14 protein-coding genes are annotated in these 20,728 nt (G+C 61.5%); 2 read left to right on the top strand and 12 right to left on the bottom strand.

Annotated features, from left to right (window positions below; genetic code table 11):
* Positions 1 to 6: 6 nt before the first annotated feature.
* From LRO94_RS22695 to LRO94_RS22675, 5 genes are read right to left on the bottom strand one after another with little or no spacing between them, the layout of a single operon-like run.
* Positions 7 to 1,224, bottom strand: a complete 1,218-nt coding sequence (locus LRO94_RS22695; RefSeq protein WP_179179936.1) for a beta-ketoacyl synthase N-terminal-like domain-containing protein — start codon at positions 1,222 to 1,224, stop codon at positions 7 to 9.
* Positions 1,221 to 2,519, bottom strand: coding sequence for a beta-ketoacyl-[acyl-carrier-protein] synthase family protein (locus tag LRO94_RS22690; protein ID WP_179179937.1), 1,299 nt, complete (start codon positions 2,517 to 2,519; stop codon positions 1,221 to 1,223). The genes LRO94_RS22695 and LRO94_RS22690 overlap by 4 nt, the downstream gene beginning before the upstream one ends.
* Complete coding sequence (locus LRO94_RS22685) at positions 2,516 to 3,577, bottom strand: beta-ketoacyl-[acyl-carrier-protein] synthase family protein (RefSeq protein ID WP_233896887.1); 1,062 nt, start codon at positions 3,575 to 3,577, stop codon at positions 2,516 to 2,518. Before LRO94_RS22685 ends, LRO94_RS22690 begins: the two co-directional genes overlap by 4 nt.
* Before the next feature lies 1 nt (position 3,578).
* Positions 3,579 to 4,853, bottom strand: a complete 1,275-nt coding sequence (locus LRO94_RS22680) for a beta-ketoacyl-[acyl-carrier-protein] synthase family protein (protein WP_122680764.1) — start codon at positions 4,851 to 4,853, stop codon at positions 3,579 to 3,581.
* A gap of 9 nt (positions 4,854 to 4,862) precedes the next feature.
* Positions 4,863 to 5,432 carry an acyl carrier protein gene (locus tag LRO94_RS22675; RefSeq protein ID WP_032890945.1) on the bottom strand — a complete coding sequence of 190 codons (570 nt, stop codon included), beginning with the start codon at positions 5,430 to 5,432 and terminating at the stop codon, positions 4,863 to 4,865.
* A 325-nt stretch (positions 5,433 to 5,757) separates the two neighbouring features.
* Here LRO94_RS22675 and nadA point away from each other — a divergent pair, with 325 nt between their 5' ends.
* Positions 5,758 to 6,816, top strand: coding sequence for a quinolinate synthase NadA (gene nadA, locus LRO94_RS22670; protein ID WP_032890946.1), 1,059 nt, complete (start codon positions 5,758 to 5,760; stop codon positions 6,814 to 6,816).
* Between the two features lie 138 nt (positions 6,817 to 6,954).
* Here nadA and LRO94_RS22665 read toward each other — a convergent pair whose 3' ends face one another.
* The 6 genes from LRO94_RS22665 to gcvH form a co-directional block, all read right to left on the bottom strand.
* Positions 6,955 to 7,443, bottom strand: coding sequence for an RDD family protein (locus tag LRO94_RS22665; RefSeq protein ID WP_032890948.1), 489 nt, complete (start codon positions 7,441 to 7,443; stop codon positions 6,955 to 6,957).
* A 94-nt stretch (positions 7,444 to 7,537) separates the two neighbouring features.
* Positions 7,538 to 7,750: a cold-shock protein gene (locus LRO94_RS22660; protein ID WP_014339904.1), complete on the bottom strand. Its 213-nt coding sequence runs from the start codon at positions 7,748 to 7,750 to the stop codon at positions 7,538 to 7,540.
* 392 nt (positions 7,751 to 8,142) lie between these two features.
* Entirely contained in the window at positions 8,143 to 9,267 is a 1,125-nt protein-coding gene (gene gcvT, locus LRO94_RS22655; protein ID WP_179179938.1) for a glycine cleavage system aminomethyltransferase GcvT, read from the bottom strand.
* A 39-nt stretch (positions 9,268 to 9,306) separates the two neighbouring features.
* Positions 9,307 to 10,683, bottom strand: coding sequence for an L-serine ammonia-lyase (locus LRO94_RS22650; RefSeq protein ID WP_179179939.1), 1,377 nt, complete (start codon positions 10,681 to 10,683; stop codon positions 9,307 to 9,309).
* Between the two features lie 158 nt (positions 10,684 to 10,841).
* The gene (gcvP, locus tag LRO94_RS22645) at positions 10,842 to 13,679 is read right to left on the bottom strand and encodes an aminomethyl-transferring glycine dehydrogenase (RefSeq protein WP_179179940.1); all 2,838 of its coding nucleotides are present in this window, start codon (positions 13,677 to 13,679) and stop codon (positions 10,842 to 10,844) included.
* Positions 13,680 to 13,689: 10 nt separating this feature from the next.
* The gene (gcvH, locus tag LRO94_RS22640; protein ID WP_032890954.1) at positions 13,690 to 14,073 is read right to left on the bottom strand and encodes a glycine cleavage system protein GcvH; all 384 of its coding nucleotides are present in this window, start codon (positions 14,071 to 14,073) and stop codon (positions 13,690 to 13,692) included.
* A 357-nt stretch (positions 14,074 to 14,430) separates the two neighbouring features.
* Between gcvH and LRO94_RS22635 the strand changes: the two genes are divergently transcribed.
* Positions 14,431 to 19,095 (top strand): hypothetical protein, encoded by a 4,665-nt coding sequence (locus tag LRO94_RS22635; protein ID WP_179179941.1) that lies wholly within the window; start codon positions 14,431 to 14,433, stop codon positions 19,093 to 19,095.
* 9 nt (positions 19,096 to 19,104) lie between these two features.
* Here the strand turns inward: LRO94_RS22635 and LRO94_RS22630 are convergent, their stop codons facing one another.
* Positions 19,105 to 20,613, bottom strand: a complete 1,509-nt coding sequence (locus LRO94_RS22630; RefSeq protein ID WP_032890957.1) for a sigma-54-dependent transcriptional regulator — start codon at positions 20,611 to 20,613, stop codon at positions 19,105 to 19,107.
* Positions 20,614 to 20,728: the final 115 nt, after the last annotated feature.

The following is a 20,728-nucleotide window of genomic DNA, read 5'->3' as shown; positions in this document are numbered from 1 at the left end:
AAAACGTCAGGCGTTATTGGCCTGCTCGCTGTACTTCAATTGGTAACAAGCGCTGAAACCGTTGTCGTCGCGGTTGAGCACCAGGCACTCGGTGAGCGTCGTTGAATAGGGAGCGCCCATCACAAAGGGCAGGTGCGCGGCCACGGGTTGGCTTAGCCCGGCAATCGGTGGCACACGCTGGGCGAGCAGGGCGCAGCGGGCCAGGATCAGGTCCGCCAGGCTGGCAGCCGCACTGAGCAGGCCGGTCACCGGCACGCCACTGGTGATGTGGGCGCCGCCGGTGCGGCCCAGTACGTGGCTCAATTGCCGATCTTTGTCGGGCGTGCCGGTGCCAGTGCACACCAGCAGATCGGTTGGCTGGTCTGGCAGGTTCAGTGCCTCGATAGAGACATGGGCGGTCATTGTTTGCAGGCAGACCTGGGGTTCATCCCCCAGATCTTCGCGACGGCGCAACACTAGGGCTGCCGCGCCTTCACCCGCGATACCGCCCGTGCCTTGCGCGTCGAAAGCTCGCAGGGTCTCCGAGCCGTCCGCACTGATGGTGCCGGCCTGTACCAAGGCGCTGAGTGCCAGGGCATCGAGTTCGCTGCCCGCACCGACAATGATCGCTACATCAATGCGCCCGCTCTGCAACGCGGCACAGGCTTCACGCAAGGCTGCCAGGTTGCCGGAGACGCCCTGCATGTAGGCGTTGCATTCACACTCCAGCTTGAGCGCCAGGCTGGTCACGCCCAGCAGGATATTGCTCAGGCCCTTGAGCACCAGGAACGGATCCTGCGCCCGCTCCTGCAAAATACGTCGGGCCAGCAGGTGCATGTCTGCCCCTTCGCCCTGGCGGCATTCGTGGAGCAATTCGCCGTAGGACGCCAGAGAAGGATGGGTGTATCCACCCTGGCAGCAATAGAGCCCATAGGTCAGGCCGTCTGCACCGGGTGTCAGGTCGGCATCGGCCAGTGCCTGACGAACCGCGCTGATACCCCAGATGACGGCGGGCGTGCAGTAGCGTTGCAGGTTCTGCGCGAGGTCCTGACGACTGCGTTGATGATCGTCATAGTGGATCTGGCCAAAGGCCGTGACCCGCTCGCTATGAAACTGCAAGGAACGCAATGGCTTGATCCCGCTGCGCGACTCGCAGGCCGCAGTCCAGAACGCGTCCACGCCCCATCCGCTGGCCAAGACACAGCCGCTGCCGGCGATAGCGATGGGTGTTTGTGCGGCACTCATTGTGCGTGCTCCTGGTATTTGCCCAGCACCAGGCAGGTATTGAGCCCACCGAAGCCGAATGAATTGCTCAGCGCCACGTCAACTCGGCGGTTGACCGTCTGATGGGCGCAGTAGTCCAGATCACAGTCGTCGGCGGCGCTGTGCAGGTTGAGGGTCGGGGTAATCCGGTCGTGCTGGCAGGCCAGTGCGGTGACGATGAACTCGGGTGCGCCAGCGGCGGCGATCAAGTGCCCGAACTGGGACTTGTTGGCGCTGATTGCCAGCCGTCGATAGTGCTCGTCCTGGGCGAATACCGACTTGATGGCCAGGGTTTCGGCGGCATCGTTGAGCGGGGTGGACGTGCCGTGAGCGTTGATCAGGTCCACCTGTTGCGGGCGGATGCCGGCATCGTGCAAGGCGGTCTGCATCGCCAGGGCGGCGCCTCGCCCTTGCGGGTCGGGTGCGGTGACCTTGTAGCCGTCCAGGCTGCTGCCAAACCCCAGCACTTCGGCATAGGGCACGGCGCCACGGGCAAGGGCGCTCTCCAGGGTTTCGAGCACTACAAAACCACCGCCTTCGCCAGCAACCAGGCCGCTGCGATGGCGATCGAATGGACGGCAAAGCCCGTCGCCCCAGCGTTGCTCGCTGCTGGCTGCGCCCAACAGGTAAAGCGCGGTCATGGTGTCCAGGCTCAACACCGAGTCGGCCCCGCCGGCGACAGCGACGTCGACTTCACCCCTGCGGATCATCTGGAAGGCATTCCCGATGGCCTGGGACGCCCCGGCGCAGGCGCTGCTGATGTTGATCACCGGGCCTTCGCAACCGCTGTCGTCAGCGATCACCCTGGCCAGCCGGTCGTTGCTCTGGCACAGCGAGTGGGCCGCACTGACCTGGTCAGCCTTGGCCATCAAGTGGCGCCATGCAGGGCAAGCCTGCTGCTCGCCGGACACGGTCAGCAGCATGTCCTGAATGTTGTGGGCCGGTGCGCCGGACGCGCACAGTACGGCCGCATCGCGCAGTTGTGCGGCGCTCAGGCCGCTGTCGGTGATCGCTTGGCTGGCCGCCACCCAACCCAACTGGCTGCGTTTTTCCAGGGGTATCTGCCAGGCGCGATGGCCTTTCAAGTAGTCCGGCAGTTGGCGGGTGTCTACTGGCGCAGCGTAACGCACCGGGAAGCTACCGTCGGCCACGCCTTCGGGTTGCCATGGGCGGATGCAGTGCTCACCGCGCAGCATCTGCGCCCACATTGATTGCCACTCGAAACCGAAACCGGTCACGGCACCCAGGCCGGTTATCACAATCCTTGGTGGGCTCATGCCTGTTTCTCCATGGCTTCTTTGGCCAGTAATACGGCGCCCCAATGGCCCGCACGGCTGTGATTGAGCAGCAATGTGTACCCATCGCGCTGGTCGTGAAGGGTCAGGGCGATTTCAGTCAACAGGGCGCTTGCTCCCAGATCGCCGGTCATGGGCCGGGAGCTGTGAAGCGTCGCCTGGGTGTCTGCGAGCAGAAGCGGCAGGAAGGGGGTGTCCGGCGCGGCGACGACATGTGCTACGTCGCGCAAACCTACTTTCTCTCGGCTTAATGCTTGTTGGATGACCTTGTGCGCCACGGCGTTCGAGCGTTCGGGGCAAGCACTGTAACCACGGGCGAACCCGGCGATGCGCAAGGCGCCGTGGGTTGGCGTGCACGACGTCAGCAACAGGCACGCTGCGCCTTCCCCATAACGATCCGGCGCCGGGAGTGCAGGCTGTTCGGTGCTGTCGCGCAGGTACAGCGCGGGCGAGAGGTTCGGGCTACTGCTGACCACAACCCCGGCGTCGGCCCGGCCACCGGCGATGTGTTCGAACGCCTCAATCAGCGCATCGACTCCCGCATTTCCCTGTGAGCAGAAACCGCCCATCGGGCCACGGCAGTGCAGCGCCTCGGCTACATAGGCCATGACGCTGCTGTTGAGCATCATCAGTGCGTGCAGCGGCGGGGTATAAGCGAAGAGTTGTGCGAGCAGTGCGTCCGGTTGTTCGGCGATGGCCTGCACGGCTTCCCAGCAGGAACTGGGGCCGTCCACTTCCGGAATGGCGGCCATCAGCGCCACGCGCTCGCCAGGCAGGTGCAAGTCATTCAACGCGCCGGCAAGCTGCCCGGCGCAATACAGCAAACGGGCGCCCTGAGGTTCGACGCTGCGTTGAATCTTGCGGTCGAACACCGTGGTGGGCAGTCGCGGTACGGTCACGGGATAGGCCAGGTGGTCCGGGGCAAAATCCAACGGCTGGGCGGCCCGCACCGGGCCATGTAAATCGGCGCACTCAGTGCCTGCGTGGTTGAACACCGACGCAGCGATCAAGTAGACGGGTTTTGTCTGGAGGCTGTTCATTTCATGCATTTCCCAACACCAGCGAACTGTTGACGCCGCCGAAACCGAACGAATTGGACAGCACCACCTTGATGGGCTGTTGCTGGGCTTCGGTCAGGAAGTTCAACTCAGGGAACTCGGCATTTGCCGGGTCATAGTTAAGGGTGGGGAGCAGCACGCCTTGCTGCAGACTCATCAGTGACAGCACCGCCTCAATGGCGCCGCTGGCCGCCAGGGAGTGGCCAATGGCCGATTTGTTGGCGGTGAATGTCATGGTGCTCACGGCGGTGCCGAATACCCGCTCAATCGCCAGGGCTTCACTGCGATCGTTGGCCTGGGTCGAAGTCCCATGGGTATTGACGTGATCGACGGCGTCGCAGTCCAAGCCGGCATTCGCGATGGCGGCTTGCATGCAGTGGGCGTAATGGCTGCCATCGCGGCTGCTGGAGGTGATTTTCTGCGCTTCGCAATAGTTGGCGTAACCCAGGACGCGGCCGATCGGGGTGGCCTTGCGTCGTTCGGCATGTTCCCTGGACTCCAGCACGATCATTGCCGCGCCTTCGCCGAGGACGAAACCGCAGCGGTCGTTCATGAACGGGCGGCTCTGTTGTTCGGCAGTGAGGTCGGCCCGCTGGCAAATGGCACCGAGGCCGTCGAAGCTGTAATAGGACAGTTCATGGGCCATCAACTCAACGGCGCCACAGATGGCCAAGTCGATCTCGCCGCGCTCAATGGCGCGAAACGCACTGCCGATCGCCATGGTGCCGGCCGCGCAGGCATCGGAATGGGTGCTGATATGGTCGCGAATGCCGAGCAGGTTGGCGATGTGCCAAGTCTGCTGATCAATCCGTCGAGCAAACGGGCCGCCCGCCAGTGTGTGCTGATCCAAGTAGCGATCAAGGTCGACGCTGCCGGCGTCGTCCATATAGCGGCTGGCCTCTTGCAGGTCACGGCTCACGCAATGCTTGTTGGCGCCGAGGAACACACCGCTGGCCGCGCGGGAGAAGTCCGCGGGAACCAGGCCGGCCTGCTGGAGCGCTTGCCTGGCAACAAACTCCGCGAGCAGGCACTGACGGGGCAGTGGCGTGGCGCCCACCGCAACCTGAGCGCCAATGGCGTGCCACTGATCGTGATCGATATAACCTGCGGCGTTTACCGCAAAACCCAGCTCGGCAAACACCGGGTGTTGACGAATGCACGACCGCTTGGAGCTGATCTGCGAAAACAACGTTGCAGCGTCCAGTACCGTGGGCGCTACCAGCCCGTAGCCTGTGACTAAAACCTCTCGCGGCCCCATGAAAAACTCCTAGGCCGTTTCTGGCAAACGGGACGCGGCAAACTGCTCTACCAGTTGGCGAGAAATTTCGTCGCCTTCCAGCGGCGTCAGTCGCGCACTGCAACCGCCGCACACCACTTGGCGACGCTCATTGAGACGTGCCTGCTCGGCGTTGCACTCAGGGCAGGTGGCGGGCAAGTGGTCAAACATCCGGTAGCACTGTTCGGCCCAATTGCGCACGGTCGTGGCCGCGAACACATCTGCCGGCTGCATGCCTGGACGCAATTGGCCGGGCGCAAATGCGCTCAGGCTTTGCTCCAGAAGGTCCACGCCGGACTGGGTGATACGGCCTTTTTCGACCAGCTCGCTCACGTCGCCAAACACCGCTACCGCATGGTCCAGCACGCTGGTCTTGGGCAATGTGCAGCCGTAATGGCGACCCAGCTGAAAACTCAGGTCGACGATATCCAGGGAGTCGGCATTGAGGTCCTCGACGATGCTGCTGTGTTCGTTCACCTCTGTGAGGTCCATCACCAACAGCTGCGCGAGGATTTCGCGGGTAGTGGTAATGACGCTGTTCAAGTCCAATGGATTGTTCATCGGCTATCTCCCTATAACGCGTGAATGGGGGGCTAAGCAGTGGCGCTGAGGGGCCATTTGCTTGAGGTGATGTGTGAAGGCGGCGCAGCGTAAACCCTCCCCTGAGGGGGAGAGTCAATGTGCCATTACCCTTTTTTGTCGGACAATCGAACGCGTCAAAAGCCAGATTAGGCTTTTGAATCCATTCGATATTCTGTAGCCTTGCGCAGCTTCACTTTTAGCCGTGCTTGATGAACACAATCACTTCGTCCGGCGGCGCCCGAAGGGCTCCAGAGCCGGTGGTACACTCGACTTTCGCGCTACTGCGCCTGCAGGTCTTGCGAACATGACGCAGATATCTGAACGCCTACTGGTTCAAGCCCACCTCGACGCCAAGCAGCCCAAGGCCCTCAGCGCCGATGAAGAGGCGAGCCTGCGTGCCGCCATCGCCGCCGAGCTGAAAGCTCAGGACGCGGTATTGGTTGCCCACTTCTATTGCGATCCGGTGATCCAGGCCCTGGCCGAAGAAACCGGCGGCTGCGTCTCCGACTCCCTGGAAATGGCCCGCTTCGGCGCCGCCCACCCGGCCAAGACCGTACTGGTCGCCGGTGTGCGTTTCATGGGCGAGACCGCCAAGATCCTCACCCCCGAAAAACGCATCCTCATGCCAACCCTGGAAGCCACGTGCTCCCTGGACCTTGGTTGCCCGGTCGATGAATTTTCGGCGTTCTGCGACCAGCATCCCGAGCGCACGGTGGTGGTGTATGCCAACACCTCGGCGGCAGTCAAAGCCCGAGCCGATTGGGTGGTGACCTCCAGTTGCGCGCTGGAAATCGTCGAAAGCCTGATGGACAACGGCGAGACCATCATCTGGGGACCGGACAAGCACCTGGGCACTTACATCCAGCGTCAGACCGGTGCCGACATGCTGCTGTGGGACGGTGCCTGCATCGTCCACGAAGAGTTCAAGTCCAAGCAGCTCGAAGACATGAAGGCGCTATACCCGGATGCAGCGATCCTGGTACATCCGGAATCGCCGACCGCGGTGATCGAACTGGCGGATGCCGTAGGTTCTACCAGCCAACTGATCGCTGCGGCGCAACGACTGCCGAACAAAACCTTTATCGTCGCCACCGACCGCGGCATCTTCTACAAGATGCAGCAGCTGTGCCCGGACAAGGTCTTCGTCGAAGCGCCCACGGCCGGTAACGGCGCGGCGTGCCGCAGTTGCGCGCATTGCCCGTGGATGGCGATGAACACGCTGGAGCGCACGTTGCAGTGCCTGCGTGAGGGCAGCAACGAGATTTTCGTCGAGCCGTCGGTGATTCCTCACGCTGTTCGACCGCTCAAGCGCATGCTGGATTTCACCCAGGCGGCGCGCCTGAAGCTGGCGGGCAACGCCTGAACCGAGGCAAGCTCGGTTAAAAATGTGAGAGGAGGCTTGCCCCCGATGATGGTGTGTCAGTCAATAGAAATATTGAATGTAGAGCCGCTATAGGGGGCAAGCCCCCTCCCACATGTAGATCTTTAATTAAGAAGGGTTTTATTTCTTTTGCTTCGGGATGCGCACTAACTGGGTGTCCGAATAGATGTCATGCCAGCCGCGTTTCTGTTTATCGAACAACGCCCAGATAAACCCCAGCCCCACGCACAACCACGACGCAATCGACACCACAAAGCGCAACAGCGCCTGCCACAGGCTGATGCGCGAGCCATCGGCGTTCTGCACGCGCACGCCCCACACCTGCATGCCCAGGGTCTGCCCGGAATGGGTCCAGAACTTGGCGAAGAAGCCGAACAGCACAAAGAACAGAATCGTCGACAGCAGCGGGTCGCCGTCCAGGGCACCGGATTCGGTGAGGGTGCGCATCCTGGCTTCGCCTAGAAATGCCATCCACACCAGCTTGTAGATAAATGCGGTGACGATCAGCAGGGCGGTGCACAACAGGAAGTCATAGAACATCGCTGCCAGGCGACGGCCCAGGCCAACGGCGGGGAATTCGCCTTGGGGGCTCAGCAGGGGTTTGGACATGGCAGGATTCTCTGAGGAAAAAACGCATTTTACGGAATCGCGTCCATAAAAAAGCCCCTGATGTCATATCAGGGGCTTTTTGTCGCAGTAAGGATCAACCTTCTGCTTGTACTTCGTCAGCCTGCATGCCTTTTTGGCCCTGCACCGCAACGAATGTCACTTTCTGGCCTTCTTTGAGGCTCTTGAAACCGTTGCCCTGAATAGCGCGGAAATGCACGAACAGATCCGGACCGCTTTCTGGAGTGATAAAACCAAACCCTTTTTCGTCGTTAAACCACTTGACGGTACCGCTCTGACGATCAGCCATTTTCTTATTTCCTTGACGCTATAAATTAATGACAGCCCCTTTCACATGAAAGAGTACTGGGCTGGGTTGCAGGAAAGTAAGAGACGTCGAACGGGTTGTAGCACAACTACTTCAGCTACTGCCCAGGTCCAGGTTCCAAGCGACCCATGCAAACACAGTGGGCAAACTCTACGCCAACTAATAGAGAAAAAACAAGCCCTGCAAAACCCCATGTTTTGCTCGGCCTCATGACACTTCGTTGAATAATGTAGAGCGGACTTATTCGATAGATTCGCTCACTTGTTATAGCGGTACACCTATAACAATAACTATCGTGAATGCACTGTTTTATGGCGGTTGCGTTACAGATTAGTGCACGTTAACGCAACCGCGTTACTTATAGGAACAGTCAATCAACCACGATAGTAACGCTGTGGCACGAATGGCATTTTACTTACACGAAGCGGCACCTTTTTCCCACGCACCAACGCAGAGACTTCGGTATCCAGTGCAATGTATGCGCTGTCCAGGTAACCCATGGCCAAAGGGCCGCCGAGGCTTGGGCCAAAGCCGCCGCTGCAGACGCTGCCGATCACAGTGCCGTGCTCATCGACAATTTCTGCCCCTTCGCGCACCGGAGTGCGTTCCTGGGGTAACAGGCCGACGCGTTTGCGGCTTACACCGGTCTGCTGCTGGGTGAAGATTCGGTCGGCACCCGGGAAGCCGCCGGCACGTGCGCCATCGGCACGGCGGGCCTTGGAGATGGCCCACAGCAGGCTGGCTTCAATCGGTGTGGTTTCGGTGTTCATGTCGTGGCCGTACAGGCACAGGCCGGCTTCCAGGCGCAGGGAGTCGCGGGCGCCCAGGCCGATGGCCTGTACTTCGCTCTCGGCCAACAGGCTGCGCGCGAGGCTTTCGGCATTGGCCGCAGGCACGGAGATTTCAAAGCCGTCTTCACCGGTATAACCGGAGCGGCTGACGTAGCAGTCCACACCCAGCAGGCGCAGCGAAGCGAACTGCATAAAGGTCATCTTGGTCACTTCCGGCGCCAGGCGCGCCAGCACCTTCACCGCTGCGGGGCCTTGCAGGGCGAGCAGGGCGCGCTCTTCGAACAGCGGCTCGATGGTGCACTGATCACCAATGTGTTTGCGCAGGTGCGCCAAGTCCTGGTCCTTGCAGGCGGCGTTGACCACCAGGAACAGTTCGTCGTTGCCCAAGTTGGCGACCATCAGGTCATCCAGGATGCCGCCTTGTTCGTTGGTGAACATTGCGTAGCGCTGCATACCTACCGGCAGGTCGATGATGTCCACGGGCACCAAGGTTTCCAGGGCCTTGGCGGCATTGGCACCGGTCAGGCGGATCTGGCCCATGTGGGACACGTCAAATAACCCGGCGTGTTCACGGGTGTGCAGGTGTTCCTTCATCACACCCAGTGGATATTGCACCGGCATGTCATAGCCGGCGAAGGGCACCATGCGTGCGCCCAGTTCGATGTGCAGGGCGTGCAATGGGGTTTTCAACAGGGTTTCGGTGGACATATTCAGCTCCTGAAAAACGTGCTGCCGCGCCTTTAGGCGTCAGCACTCGATAATGTTGACCGCCAAACCGCCACGGGCGGTTTCCTTGTATTTGCTTTTCATATCGGCACCGGTCTGGCGCATGGTGCGGATGACCTTATCCAGCGAAACGAAATGCTGCCCGTCGCCGCGCAAAGCCATGCGCACCGCATTGATGGCCTTCACCGAGCCCATGGCGTTGCGCTCGATGCACGGCACCTGAACCAGGCCGCCAATCGGATCGCAGGTCAGGCCGAGGTTGTGTTCCATGCCGATCTCGGCAGCGTTCTCCACTTGGGACACGCTGCCGCCCAGCACTTCGCACAGCGCCCCGGCAGCCATGGAACAGGCCACGCCGACTTCGCCCTGACAACCGACTTCGGCGCCGGAGATCGACGCGTTTTCCTTGTACAAAATCCCGATGGCGGCGGCGGTGAGCAGGAAGCGCACCACGCCGTCTTCGTTCGCGCTTGGGATAAAGCGCATGTAGTAATGCAGCACGGCCGGAATGATCCCGGCTGCACCATTGGTGGGCGCCGTGACCACGCGCCCGCCGTTGGCGTTTTCTTCGTTGACCGCCAGCGCGTACAGGTTGACCCAATCGAGCACCGACAACGGATCACGCAGCGCCGATTCCGGGTGCTTGCACAGTTGGCGATGCAGCGCGGCGGCACGGCGTTTGACCTTCAGGCCACCGGGCAAAATCCCTTCATTGCGACAACCGGCGTCCACGCAGTCCTGCATCACCTGCCAGATTTTCAGCAGGCCAGCGCGGGTTTCCGCTTCAGGGCGCCAGGCACTTTCATTGGTCAGCATCACTTGGCTGATGGACAGGCCGTAAGTGGCGCAATGGCCGAGCAAGTCCTTGGCGTGCTTGAAGGGGAATGTCAGCGGCGTGGCATCTTCGACAATCCGGTCGGCACCGGCGGCGTCTTCATCCACTACAAAACCACCGCCGACCGAGTAGTACTCGCGGCTGCGAATCTGGATGTTGGCAGCGTCGAAGGCACGAAAAATCATGCCGTTGGGATGGTAGGCGAGGGGCTTGCGAATCATCGCCAAGTGTTCTTTCTCGTTGAACGCAATGCTGTGTTCGCCGAGCAGGTTCAAGCGGCCATCGCTGCGCATCTGTGCCAGGCGTGCGGCGACGGTTTCAGTGTTCACGGTGTCCGGGTGTTCGCCTTCCAGGCCAAGCAACACAGCCTTGTCGCTGCCGTGACCTTTACCGGTGGCACCGAGGGAACCGTAGAGTTCCACCTTGATGCTGCAGGTGGTGGTCAGCAGGTTGTCACGTTTGAGGCCTTCGACGAATCGAGCGGCGGCGCGCATGGGGCCGACGGTGTGGGAACTGGAGGGGCCGATGCCAATCTTGAACAGGTCGAACACGCTTAAAGACATGAGTGGTTCTCCGGTTTCTTATTATGTTTTGGGTGTACTCGGTCAGTGTGGGAGGGGGCTTGCTCCCGATGGCAGTGCGTCAGTCAACAGAGATGTTGAATGTAAAACCGCCATCGGGAGCAAGCCCCCTCCCACATTTGATTGAGTTCAGCCTCAGGTTACGCGTAGCTCTCGATTGAAGGGCATGCGCATACGAGATTGCGATCACCAAACACGTTGTCGACCCGACCAACCGGCGGCCAGTACTTGCCTTCGATCAGCGAAGCAACCGGATACACCGCCTGTTCACGGCTGTAGGGGTGGCTCCATTCGCCCACCAGTTCCGCCGCAGTGTGCGGAGCGTTCTTGAGTGGGTTGTCGTCCTTGTCCAGTGTGCCGTTTTCCACTGCGCGGATTTCTTCGCGAATGGCGATCATGGCGTCGCAGAAGCGGTCCAGTTCTTCTTTGGATTCACTTTCCGTCGGCTCGATCATCAAGGTGCCGGCCACCGGGAACGACATGGTCGGTGCGTGGAAACCGAAGTCGATCAGGCGCTTGGCCACGTCATCCACGCTGATGCCGCTGCTGTCTTTCAGTGGGCGCAGGTCGAGGATGCATTCATGCGCCACCAGGCCGTTGCTGCCGGTGTAGAGCACGGGGTAGTGCTCTTCCAGGCGGCGGGAGATGTAGTTGGCATTCAGGATCGCCAGTTGCGAAGCGCGCTTCAGGCCCGCGCCGCCCATCATGCTGATGTACATCCAGGTGATCGGCAGAATGCTCGCGCTGCCGAACGGTGCCGCACAGACCGCGCCTTCCTTGCGCTCCATGGCCGCGTGGCCCGGCAGGAATGGCGTGAGGTGGGACTTGACGCCAATCGGGCCAACGCCCGGGCCGCCACCGCCGTGAGGAATGCAGAACGTCTTGTGCAGGTTCAGGTGGGACACGTCGCCGCCGAACTTGCCCGGGGCGCAGAGGCCGACCATCGCGTTCATGTTAGCGCCGTCGATGTACACCTGGCCGCCGTTGTCGTGGATGACGCCGCAGATCTCGCGGATGCCTTCCTCGAACACACCGTGGGTAGACGGGTAGGTGATCATCAGTGCCGCGAGGTGATCGCGGTGCTCGATGGCCTTGGCGCGCAGGTCTTCAATGTCCACGTTGCCACGTGCGTCGCAGGCGGTCACGACCACGCGCATGCCAGCCATGTTGGCGGTGGCCGGGTTGGTGCCGTGGGCCGAAGACGGGATCAGGCAGATGTCGCGGCGTTCTTCGCCACGGCTCTGGTGATAGGCACGAATGGCCAACAGACCGGCGTATTCGCCTTGGGAACCGGCGTTCGGCTGCAGCGAGATCGCGTCATAGCCGGTGGCCGCGCAGAGCATGGCTTCCAGGTCGGAGGTCAGTTGCAGGTAGCCGGCGCTTTGTGCGGCCGGTGCGAAGGGGTGCAGGGCACCGAATTCGGCCCAGGTCACCGGGATCATTTCGCTGGCGGCGTTGAGCTTCATGGTGCACGAGCCCAGCGGGATCATGGTGCGGTCCAGGGCCAGGTCTTTGTCTGCCAGCTTGCGCAGGTAGCGCATCAACTCGGTTTCGGAGTGATAACGGTTGAACACCGGGTGGCTGAGGATCGGCGACTGGCGCAGCAGCGCGGCCGGCAGGGTGCTCTCAGTTTCCGCGAAGGCTGGCAGGGCCTTGCCGTCGGCGAAGATCGCCCACAGGGTTTCGATATCGGCTGGGGTGGTGGTTTCGTCCACCGACAGGCCAACACGCTCAGCGTCCACCACACGCAGGTTGATGCGCTGGGCGCGGGCCTTATCGTGCAGGGCGGCGGTGTGGGCGCCGGTGTTGAGGGTGAGGGTGTCGAAGAAGTGTTGCTGCTCGACCTTCAGGCCCAGCGCGGTCAAGCCCTTGGCCAGGATCGCGGTCAGTTGGTGAATGCGCTGGGCGATCTGGGTCAGGCCTTTAGGCCCGTGGTACACGGCGTACATGCTGGCGATGTTGGCCAGCAGCACTTGGGCTGTGCAGATGTTGCTGGTGGCCTTCTCGCGGCGGATATGTTGCTCGCGGGTCTGCATGGCCAGGCGCAGGGCCGGCTTGCCGAAGCGGTCAACAGACACACCGACCAGACGGCCCGGCATGTCGCGCTTGAACGCATCCTTGGTGGAGAAGTACGCCGCGTGAGGGCCACCGAAGCCCAGCGGCACGCCGAAGCGTTGCGCGCTGCCGATGGCGACGTCGGCGCCGAATTCGCCCGGAGGGGTCAGCAGGGTCAGGGCCAGCAGATCGGCGGCCACGGCTACCAATGCGTTGGCGGCGTGGAAGCGTTCGGTCAGTTCGCGGTAGTCGAACACGTCACCGTTGCTGGCCGGGTATTGCAGCAGGGCGCCGAAGAACGGGCTGACGTCGGTCAGTTCACGCTCATCGCCCACAACCACATCAATGCCCAGCGGTTCGGCGCGGGTACGCAGCACGTCGAGGGTCTGCGGGTGACTGTGCACCGAGGCGAAGAAGGCGTTGCTGCCTTTGTTCTTGCTCAGGCGTTTGCAGAAAGTCATGGCTTCGGCAGCGGCAGTAGCTTCGTCCAGCAGCGAGGCGTTGGCGATCGGCAGGCCGGTGAGGTCGCTGATCAGGGTCTGGAAGTTCAGCAGCGCTTCCAGGCGGCCTTGGGAAATTTCTGGCTGGTACGGAGTGTAGGCGGTGTACCAGGCTGGGTTTTCCAGCAGGTTGCGCAGGATCGGTGACGGCGTGTGGCAGTTGTAGTAGCCCTGGCCGATGTAGGTCTTGAACAGTTGGTTCTGGCTGGCGATGGCCTTGATCTTCGCCAGGGCCTCGGCTTCGCTCAGGCCGTCTTCCAGGCCGAGCACGCTGGTGCCCTTGATGCTTTCCGGGATCACACTGGCGCTCAGGGCTTCCAGGGAGTCAAAGCCCAAGCTGGCGAGCATGTGCTGCTCATCTTCCTGGCGCGGGCCGATGTGGCGGGCGATGAATTCGTTAGCGGTGCTGAGATTGATCGTCATGGTGCGCTCCTCAGGCTTCAGCGTTGGCTTTGATCAGGCGGTCGTACGCATCCTGATCCAACAGCTTAGCCACTGCGTCGGCATCGGCCGGTTTAAAGCGGAAGAACCAGCCTTCGCCCATCGGATCTTCGTTGACCAGTTCCGGGCTGCCATCGAGCTTGTCGTTCACTTCGAGGACTTCACCGTCCAACGGCATGTACACACCGCTGGCAGCTTTTACCGACTCCACGGTGGACGCTTCGGCGCCCTTGTCATAGGTCTGCAGCTCAGGCAGTTGCACGAAAACCACATCACCCAGCGCGTTCTGCGCAAATGCGGTAATGCCCACGGTGACGCTGCCATCGGCTTCGGCACGCAGCCATTCGTGATCTTCAGTAAAACGCAACTCGCTCATGGAAATTCCTCAGGGCCAGATTCGTCTGGTGGACGGGATTGGAATAATGGGGAGTTACTTAGCAAGATCGCGGCCAATGTTGTTAATCCTTTATAAATCAATAGCTTAATAATTAAGTCTGCAACGTTGGCCACGGCGGCTGTAGCGATTTCGATACAGTGCGGTGCGCGAAAAAAAGCCTATGTGGATCAAAGCCTTGCATGGCGCGTAAAAAGCAGGGCTGTAGCGATATCGTTCCGCTGTAGCGCTTTCAGTACGGTGAAGGTCGCTTTCAGCCCTTTGTGCAAGATAGATGTACTGCTTTGGGCGTTCCCTGACGCTTTAACGTGCCGTGATCTCGTTATCAGGATGCATCCCATGCGTGCTTCAACTGCAAATTCTCCGGAGCTCACCCAGGCGCGGATGTCCCGCGATTACTTATCCAAAGTGTTTGCCCATCGCTTGAGCCTGACCGCTGTGGCCCAGTCCATGATCCAGGGCTGGCTGGAGGAGCGGTTCGTCGGTGCGCGCCTGCGGGCGCCCACTGCTTGGATCGGTGTGATACAGGCTGGCGGTGGTTACACACAGCTCATCACGTTGAGCGATGCGCTGATCAAACGCTGCATGAGCGGCGAAGCGCTGAACTACACGCCAGGCCATCATCAACTGCTGACTCGCTCGGGCGAGCGGGTGTTCGAGGCGGTGACCGACGCGATCACCGTGGACGACATCGAACAGATGCTCAACGCCCTGGCCCCCGGTGTGCTGGAGGGGTTTGCCGAGCGGTTGGTGGACTACTGGAACGAGCGCGTGTCGGACGGTTCGGCGCACAGTCGCTGGGACGCGGTCGGCCGCCAATTGCGTGCGTGCCTGATGACGGCGCGGCAGAACCCGCCACTAAGCTCGGAGCACGCGCGCGCGCTGCTGGGGCAGGGCGATGAACATACCCAGGTCTGGAGCGACCGCGCGGATCGCGAAGCGTTGGGCCAGCCGCATGTATTGCGGATCTATCAGGTGTTTGCGGTCCAGAACGAACGCCAGGGCGAATGGCTGCCTTTGCTGGTGTTGCAACGTCAGGTGCAGGGCCAGCGTGTCACGCTGCTGTACGTCCCGGCGCTGAACCTGCTGACGCTCGATAACCTCGACGCGTTGGGCAATCTGTTGCCGCGCTATATGAACCACTATTTGCCCGGGGTTCCCGTCCACTGGGTGCTGCGTGAGCCCGAGGGCAACGTGTTCGATGCCCTGGCCCAGACGTTGTTGGAGCGCCAGTTACGCAGCCTGTATCGGGTCGATTGGTCGGCACTGCCGGAGATTGGCAGTTATGAACAGTTGTTCATTTCACTCACCTCACCGCTGGCCTGGTTCGACCCCGACGCACTGCAACAACCCCACGAAGAACAGTTGCCGCTCTGGTTGCAACTGGCCGGCAGCGCAGATCGTCTGGTTTATGGCCAGTGGCTTGAGCGCCTGCAGCAAACCACCGGTGGCGCATCATTTCTGGATGGCCTCGACTCAATAGATGTCTACGCGCGCAACGCCCTGCGCCGGCAAATGCGCCTGGACCGCCCCGGCCAGGCGATCATCGACCCGGATGATTACCAACTGACCTTCGAGCGCACCCAGGGCGGCACCGTTGGCTGGACCCAACGCACCGCCAGGACCTTGACCCAATGGTCGCTGGAAAACCCCTTCGTCACGGCATATGCCAGCGTGCAGATCAGCCATCAGACCCAGCCGGAAAGCGTGCCCGGCTGGCTGACAGCTGCGTACCTCAAGCAACTGATCGAACGCGTGGACGTGGGCAAGCACTATCCGACGCTGCTTGAGCGCGCGTTGATTTCGGACCCGGTGGACTGCCCACGTCGGCGTCGCTTGTTTGTTGATCAGATGACGATCCAACTGCCCATGCGCGCCTTTGAAAACAGCCTGCGCCGGCGCCACGGTTTTACCCGGACCGGCGCCCTGGTGGTGCGCACGATGCTGCAGGACGACCCGCTCAAGCGTGTGCTCAGTGGCGAGGTGATTGTGGCGCGGCCCCTGGCGTTCCTGCTCCATGCCGGCGGGCGTGCCCACAAGGCGGATAACCTGTTTGTGATCGGCCCGCGCGATAACAGCCCGCTGCCCCACATTCTTTATCGGCCGGATCACGTCGACGCCGTGTTGCAACAATTCCCCAGTCGCCAGGCGCTACTTGATGAAATCGCCCGCGTCGACAGCGATCTGCAGCGCCTGGTGCTGCAACGCTTGCCGGACGCCAGTCGGGCGTTGTTCGGCAATGGCGGTTTTCTGCGGCCCCACGTTCAGCGTTTTCTGCCGGGGGATGAATACGACGCGCAGCCCACTTCAAGCCCGGTCCTGCTCAGTGATGAAGTGATATCCGGTGATTTTCTGGCGGTCGTGTTCGATGAAAACGCCCACAGCCTCTGGCAACTGGCGGTGAAGCAGTCGGCGTCCAACGAGGCGTTGCGCTGGGCCGTGTTCAAGAATGATCTGTGGCAATTGTTCAATGCGCTGCTGCCCATGATTCGCGGGCCGGTGGCGGTCGCGGGCTGGCTGTTTCAAACCTTCAAGACGTTTCGCACGGTCCTGGCGCTGCCGCCAGACGCCAGCCAGGAAGACGCCGCCGCTGCCCTCACCGAACTGATCGGTAGCCTGGCCGGGTTGCTCCTGAGCCCGGTGGTCAAACTGGATGAACGTTTGGGCCTGAGTGCGAGCAAAGCCGTCACCACCGGCACGGTGCACACCACGGACGTCATCCCGGTCGGCCACGTTCGCCAACCAACGTCGACGTTTGCCTGGCCGCGTTCGCTCGCGGATATCACCGCTATGGATTATTCCTGGGCTAATTCACGGCTCAAGCTCAATCCGCAGCAGCAGGCAAAGCTTGAGACCTTCCAGTGGGCGCCTGGTCGGGGAGAGCGTGGGCCCGACAGGCCCGCGGTGTTCTCGGCCGACAGCCCGGTGCGCGGCCAGGTCCAAGTGCTGCGCGACGGTGGCGCTGCGAGCCAGGAAAACTACACGTTGCTCGACAGCAAGGTATACGGCGTGACGGCAGTGGAAGGTGGCTGGCGAATAGCTGATCTCAGGGATTCCCAGCGCCTGGGGCCGTGGCTCAGAAAGAGCGCGGATGACGTATGGACAATCGACCTCGGCCTGCGCTTGCTCGGTGGGCAGAAGAGAAGCCCGGCTGCGCGGCGCTATGCGCAAGTCGAGCGCAAGAGTCTCTTGATTAAGGATGAGTACGACGCGGCTGTCGCTGAACTCATAGCGTGCGAACGCAAAGTGAAGGCGGCCGAAAGCCTGTGCGAAAAGGCCCATTCAAGCGCTCAAGGGCAATTTACCGACCAGCACCGGCGCGATGCCAGGATGCGCTTTTTGGCGGAAATGGAAAAACAAGAGGGCGCGCAACAAAAACAACTCAATCTGCTTATCCGCAAGAACAGCATTAAGCCCATGGATGGTTTTGAAAGAGAGCATTGCGCGCAACTGAAGACCATGCTGGAAACCATGCGCCGACGCATGTACGTATTGACCTTCAATCGTCGTGAGGAGCAGTTGCCACCAGCGCGCATAGAGCAAGTGACCGCGCAGTTTGAGGATGCTGACGTGACGGTGTCCCAGGCCGCCGAGCGTGTGCTGAACGAAGAAGCGCATAAGATCGGCGAGTTTCAGCAATCCATGGTTAACCTGAGCTTCTGGGAACGGGTGTTCTACCAGCGTTTGCAGGGTATACCTGGCTATAAATCCTTCGTCGGCGACTTGGCGCCTTCGTCCTATGGTGCGCCGCTCGACTGGAGGACGCTGCAGTTGCAGACCCTCAAACAGATGATCTGGCGTCGACGGCCGACGCCCGAAGAACACGACGATTGCATGCGGGTCAAGTGGGCGATCGACGAGGCGATTCAATCGGCCCAGTCGCAAAAAACCATTGATGAAGCGGGCGTGCTCAGTGTGCGGCAGCGCATTGAAGGTATTCGGGCGATTCTGCACGAGTACGCCAGCACCCTGGCGATACTCGCGGAGTACCGCGAAGCACTGCCGGAGGTGATTCACAGCGACATTGAAGTGCCTGTGGAGTCGACAATCCTCAGCCTGGATCAAGAGTCCCGAATATCGTTGGCCAAACTGCTGCGCGAGCAGGAGGGTAGCCCCCAGGCTACGGCATTGCGACGCCCTGGCGCCGATCAACGGCTGGTCCGTGACTCGAAAAAACGCTACCAACTGGGGCGGGTGCGTGCGCGTACGCCGGATTCGGGTGAAGAGATCGTCGACCTGATCAGCCCGGTTGATCAGCGCGTGGTGGTCAGTTTGCAGGAGCGGGCCGGTTCAACTGAGTTCGAAGCGATTGCCGAGGCGGCGCCCGTTGTGCCGCGTCCGACACGGTCCCTGGAAAACCTCAAGGGCGACGCCCGCCGTTTGTTGCAACGCGAACCCATGGTGCTGCAACAGGCGCGCAATGAGGCGCTCGGCAATACCCCGCCGGAGAACGTTGAGGCGCGGCTGACGCGGCAATCCGCGACCGTCCGGGCGGTTGCCGACAAGTTGCGCAAGGCGCTGCCAGCCGCGCCCGATGTTGTGTCGCAGACGTTGTTGGATGATCTGGAGAAGGCCGCGCGGCGGTACCTGGAACAGGGGCGATTGTTGCGCATCGAGATGATCAAGCGTATGCCGCCCAATGAAAGCGGGATCGCCTGGCTTCATGCTCAAGACCAACTGCAGATCGTGCGCATCGAGGGGCGTATTGCCCTCAAGCGCGTCGATGATTTTTTGCAGGAGTATGTGGTCAAGGACAAGCAGGGCAGGGTGCTGGCGTACGCGCACTTTCATTATTTGACGCCCACCGCAGCGGATGCCGATTTCAAGGCCGGGCATCTGAAACTTCCGGAGCAGCGCTTCACTAGTTTCCGCAGCCTGGCCGACAAGACCGATTCGGATGTGGTCGCGATCTATTACTCGCGCATCAGCGCGCCCATGGCCGAGCGGCTGTTCTTTCGCGCAACTGACTCGGTCAAGCACCGAGGGCGGCGGGCGTTCTGGTGACGATTGGGTTCAGGATTTGCCGGGAATGCCGTACTTGCGCAGGCGATGGGCGATGGCGGTGTGAGAGGTCTGCAGGCGGCTGGCCAGTTGTCGGGTCGAGGGGTAGCTGACGTAGAGTGTCTCCAGCAGGCCGCGTTCGAAGTCCTCGACCGCCTGTTCGAGGCTGTCGACTTCGCCGTCGCTCTGGCGTGCCACCGAGGTGCCGGCGATGTCCAGATCGCCGATGTCCACCAGGCTGCTTTCGCAGATGGCGGCGGCGCGGAAGATCACGTTCTGCAACTGGCGCACATTGCCTGGCCAGCGATTGCCCAACAGCGCCGGGTAGGTGCCTGGCGCCAGGCGGCAGACCGGACGCTGGATCTGCGCGCAGGCTTGCTGCATGAAGTAACGCGCCAGCAACAGAATGTCCTGGCCACGCTCGCGCAGCGGCGGTACTTCGACGTTGAGCACGTTGAGGCGGTAGAACAGGTCTTCGCGGAACGTGCCTTCGGCGACCATTTTTTCCAGGTCGCGGTGGGTGGCGCTGAGGATGCGCACATTGACCTTCACTTCACGGTCGCCACCCACCCGACGAAAACTGCCGTCATTGAGGAAGCGCAGCAGCTTGGCTTGCAGGTACGGCGACATTTCGCCGATTTCATCGAGGAACACCGTGCCCTGGTTGGCCAGCTCCATCAGCCCCGGCTTGCCGCCGCGCTGGGCACCGGTGAAGGCGCCGGGGGCATAACCGAACAGCTCGCTTTCGGCGAGGTTCTCCGGCAGCGCCGCGCAATTCAACGCCAGAAACGGTGCGCTGTGGCGCGTGCTGATAGCGTGGCAGGCGCGCGCCACCAGCTCTTTGCCGGTGCCGGTTTCGCCCTGGATCAACAGTGGCGCATCCAGTGCCGCGACCCGTTGGGCGCGTGCCTTGAGGGTGCGGATCGCCGGTGATTCGCCGAGCAGCGCATCAAAGCCTTCGGCGTGGTCGTGGTGCAGCGCCGACAGTTGTTCGCCGATGCGGTTGGGTTGGTACAGCGTGAGCAGGGCGCCGGCGTCGGTGATCGGCGTGGCGTCCAGCAGCCAGGTCTGACCGTTGATGCTGATCTCGCGCAAGGGCAGGCGAAAGCCCTGCTCCAGCAAGGTATCGAGCAACGCCGTGTCATTGAAAAGCTCGGCGATACTTTCTCCGGCCGGTTCGCGCCCGTACAACGCAATCAGCGCCGGGTTGGCCAGCAGGATCTTGCCCGCACTGTCCAGGGCCAGCACCGGGTCGGTCATCGCTGCCAGCAAAGCATCGAGTTGCAGGTGGCGGCGTTGGCCGGGGAGGATGTCCACCACCCTTACCGCTTGCACGCCCTGAACGCTGAACAGCGCGTCGCGCAATTCTTCCAGTACCTCGGCGCTCAGCGTCGGGGCGTCGATATAGACGTTGGGCGGCACCATTTCCACCGCATCCAGGTTGAGATTGCGCCCACCGAGCAAGGCCAGGACTTCCTGGGTAATGCCGACGCGGTCGATGAAGCTGACGTGGATACGCATGGGGCGCTAACAATTCTGGGGAGCGGGAGGCGGCAAGTATGCCTTGGCGCGCATGTAGATCAAAATGTGGGAGGGGCGGAGCGACGATTCGACTTGCCCCCGATAGCAGGGTGTC

This window comes from Pseudomonas sivasensis (assembly GCF_021391435.1).
In the GTDB taxonomy this organism is placed as follows: Bacteria; Pseudomonadota; Gammaproteobacteria; order Pseudomonadales; family Pseudomonadaceae; genus Aquipseudomonas; species Aquipseudomonas sivasensis.
This window is presented reverse-complemented; position numbering and strand designations above follow the sequence as displayed.

Excerpts from the sequence above, each read along its gene's own strand:
- LRO94_RS22695 (WP_179179936.1), bottom strand. The coding sequence starts at position 1,224 with ATGAGTGCCGCACAAACACCCATCGCTATCGCCGGCAGCGGCTGTGTC.
- LRO94_RS22690 (WP_179179937.1), bottom strand. The coding sequence starts at position 2,519 with ATGAGCCCACCAAGGATTGTGATAACCGGCCTGGGTGCCGTGACCGGT.
- LRO94_RS22685 (WP_233896887.1), bottom strand. The coding sequence starts at position 3,577 with ATGAACAGCCTCCAGACAAAACCCGTCTACTTGATCGCTGCGTCGGTG.
- LRO94_RS22680 (WP_122680764.1), bottom strand. The coding sequence starts at position 4,853 with ATGGGGCCGCGAGAGGTTTTAGTCACAGGCTACGGGCTGGTAGCGCCC.
- LRO94_RS22675 (WP_032890945.1), bottom strand. The coding sequence starts at position 5,432 with ATGAACAATCCATTGGACTTGAACAGCGTCATTACCACTACCCGCGAA.
- nadA (WP_032890946.1), top strand. The coding sequence starts at position 5,758 with ATGACGCAGATATCTGAACGCCTACTGGTTCAAGCCCACCTCGACGCC.
- LRO94_RS22665 (WP_032890948.1), bottom strand. The coding sequence starts at position 7,443 with ATGTCCAAACCCCTGCTGAGCCCCCAAGGCGAATTCCCCGCCGTTGGC.
- LRO94_RS22660 (WP_014339904.1), bottom strand. The coding sequence starts at position 7,750 with ATGGCTGATCGTCAGAGCGGTACCGTCAAGTGGTTTAACGACGAAAAA.
- gcvT (WP_179179938.1), bottom strand. The coding sequence starts at position 9,267 with ATGTCCACCGAAACCCTGTTGAAAACCCCATTGCACGCCCTGCACATC.
- LRO94_RS22650 (WP_179179939.1), bottom strand. The coding sequence starts at position 10,683 with ATGTCTTTAAGCGTGTTCGACCTGTTCAAGATTGGCATCGGCCCCTCC.
- gcvP (WP_179179940.1), bottom strand. The coding sequence starts at position 13,679 with ATGACGATCAATCTCAGCACCGCTAACGAATTCATCGCCCGCCACATC.
- gcvH (WP_032890954.1), bottom strand. The coding sequence starts at position 14,073 with ATGAGCGAGTTGCGTTTTACTGAAGATCACGAATGGCTGCGTGCCGAA.
- LRO94_RS22635 (WP_179179941.1), top strand. The coding sequence starts at position 14,431 with ATGCGTGCTTCAACTGCAAATTCTCCGGAGCTCACCCAGGCGCGGATG.
- LRO94_RS22630 (WP_032890957.1), bottom strand. The coding sequence starts at position 20,613 with ATGCGTATCCACGTCAGCTTCATCGACCGCGTCGGCATTACCCAGGAA.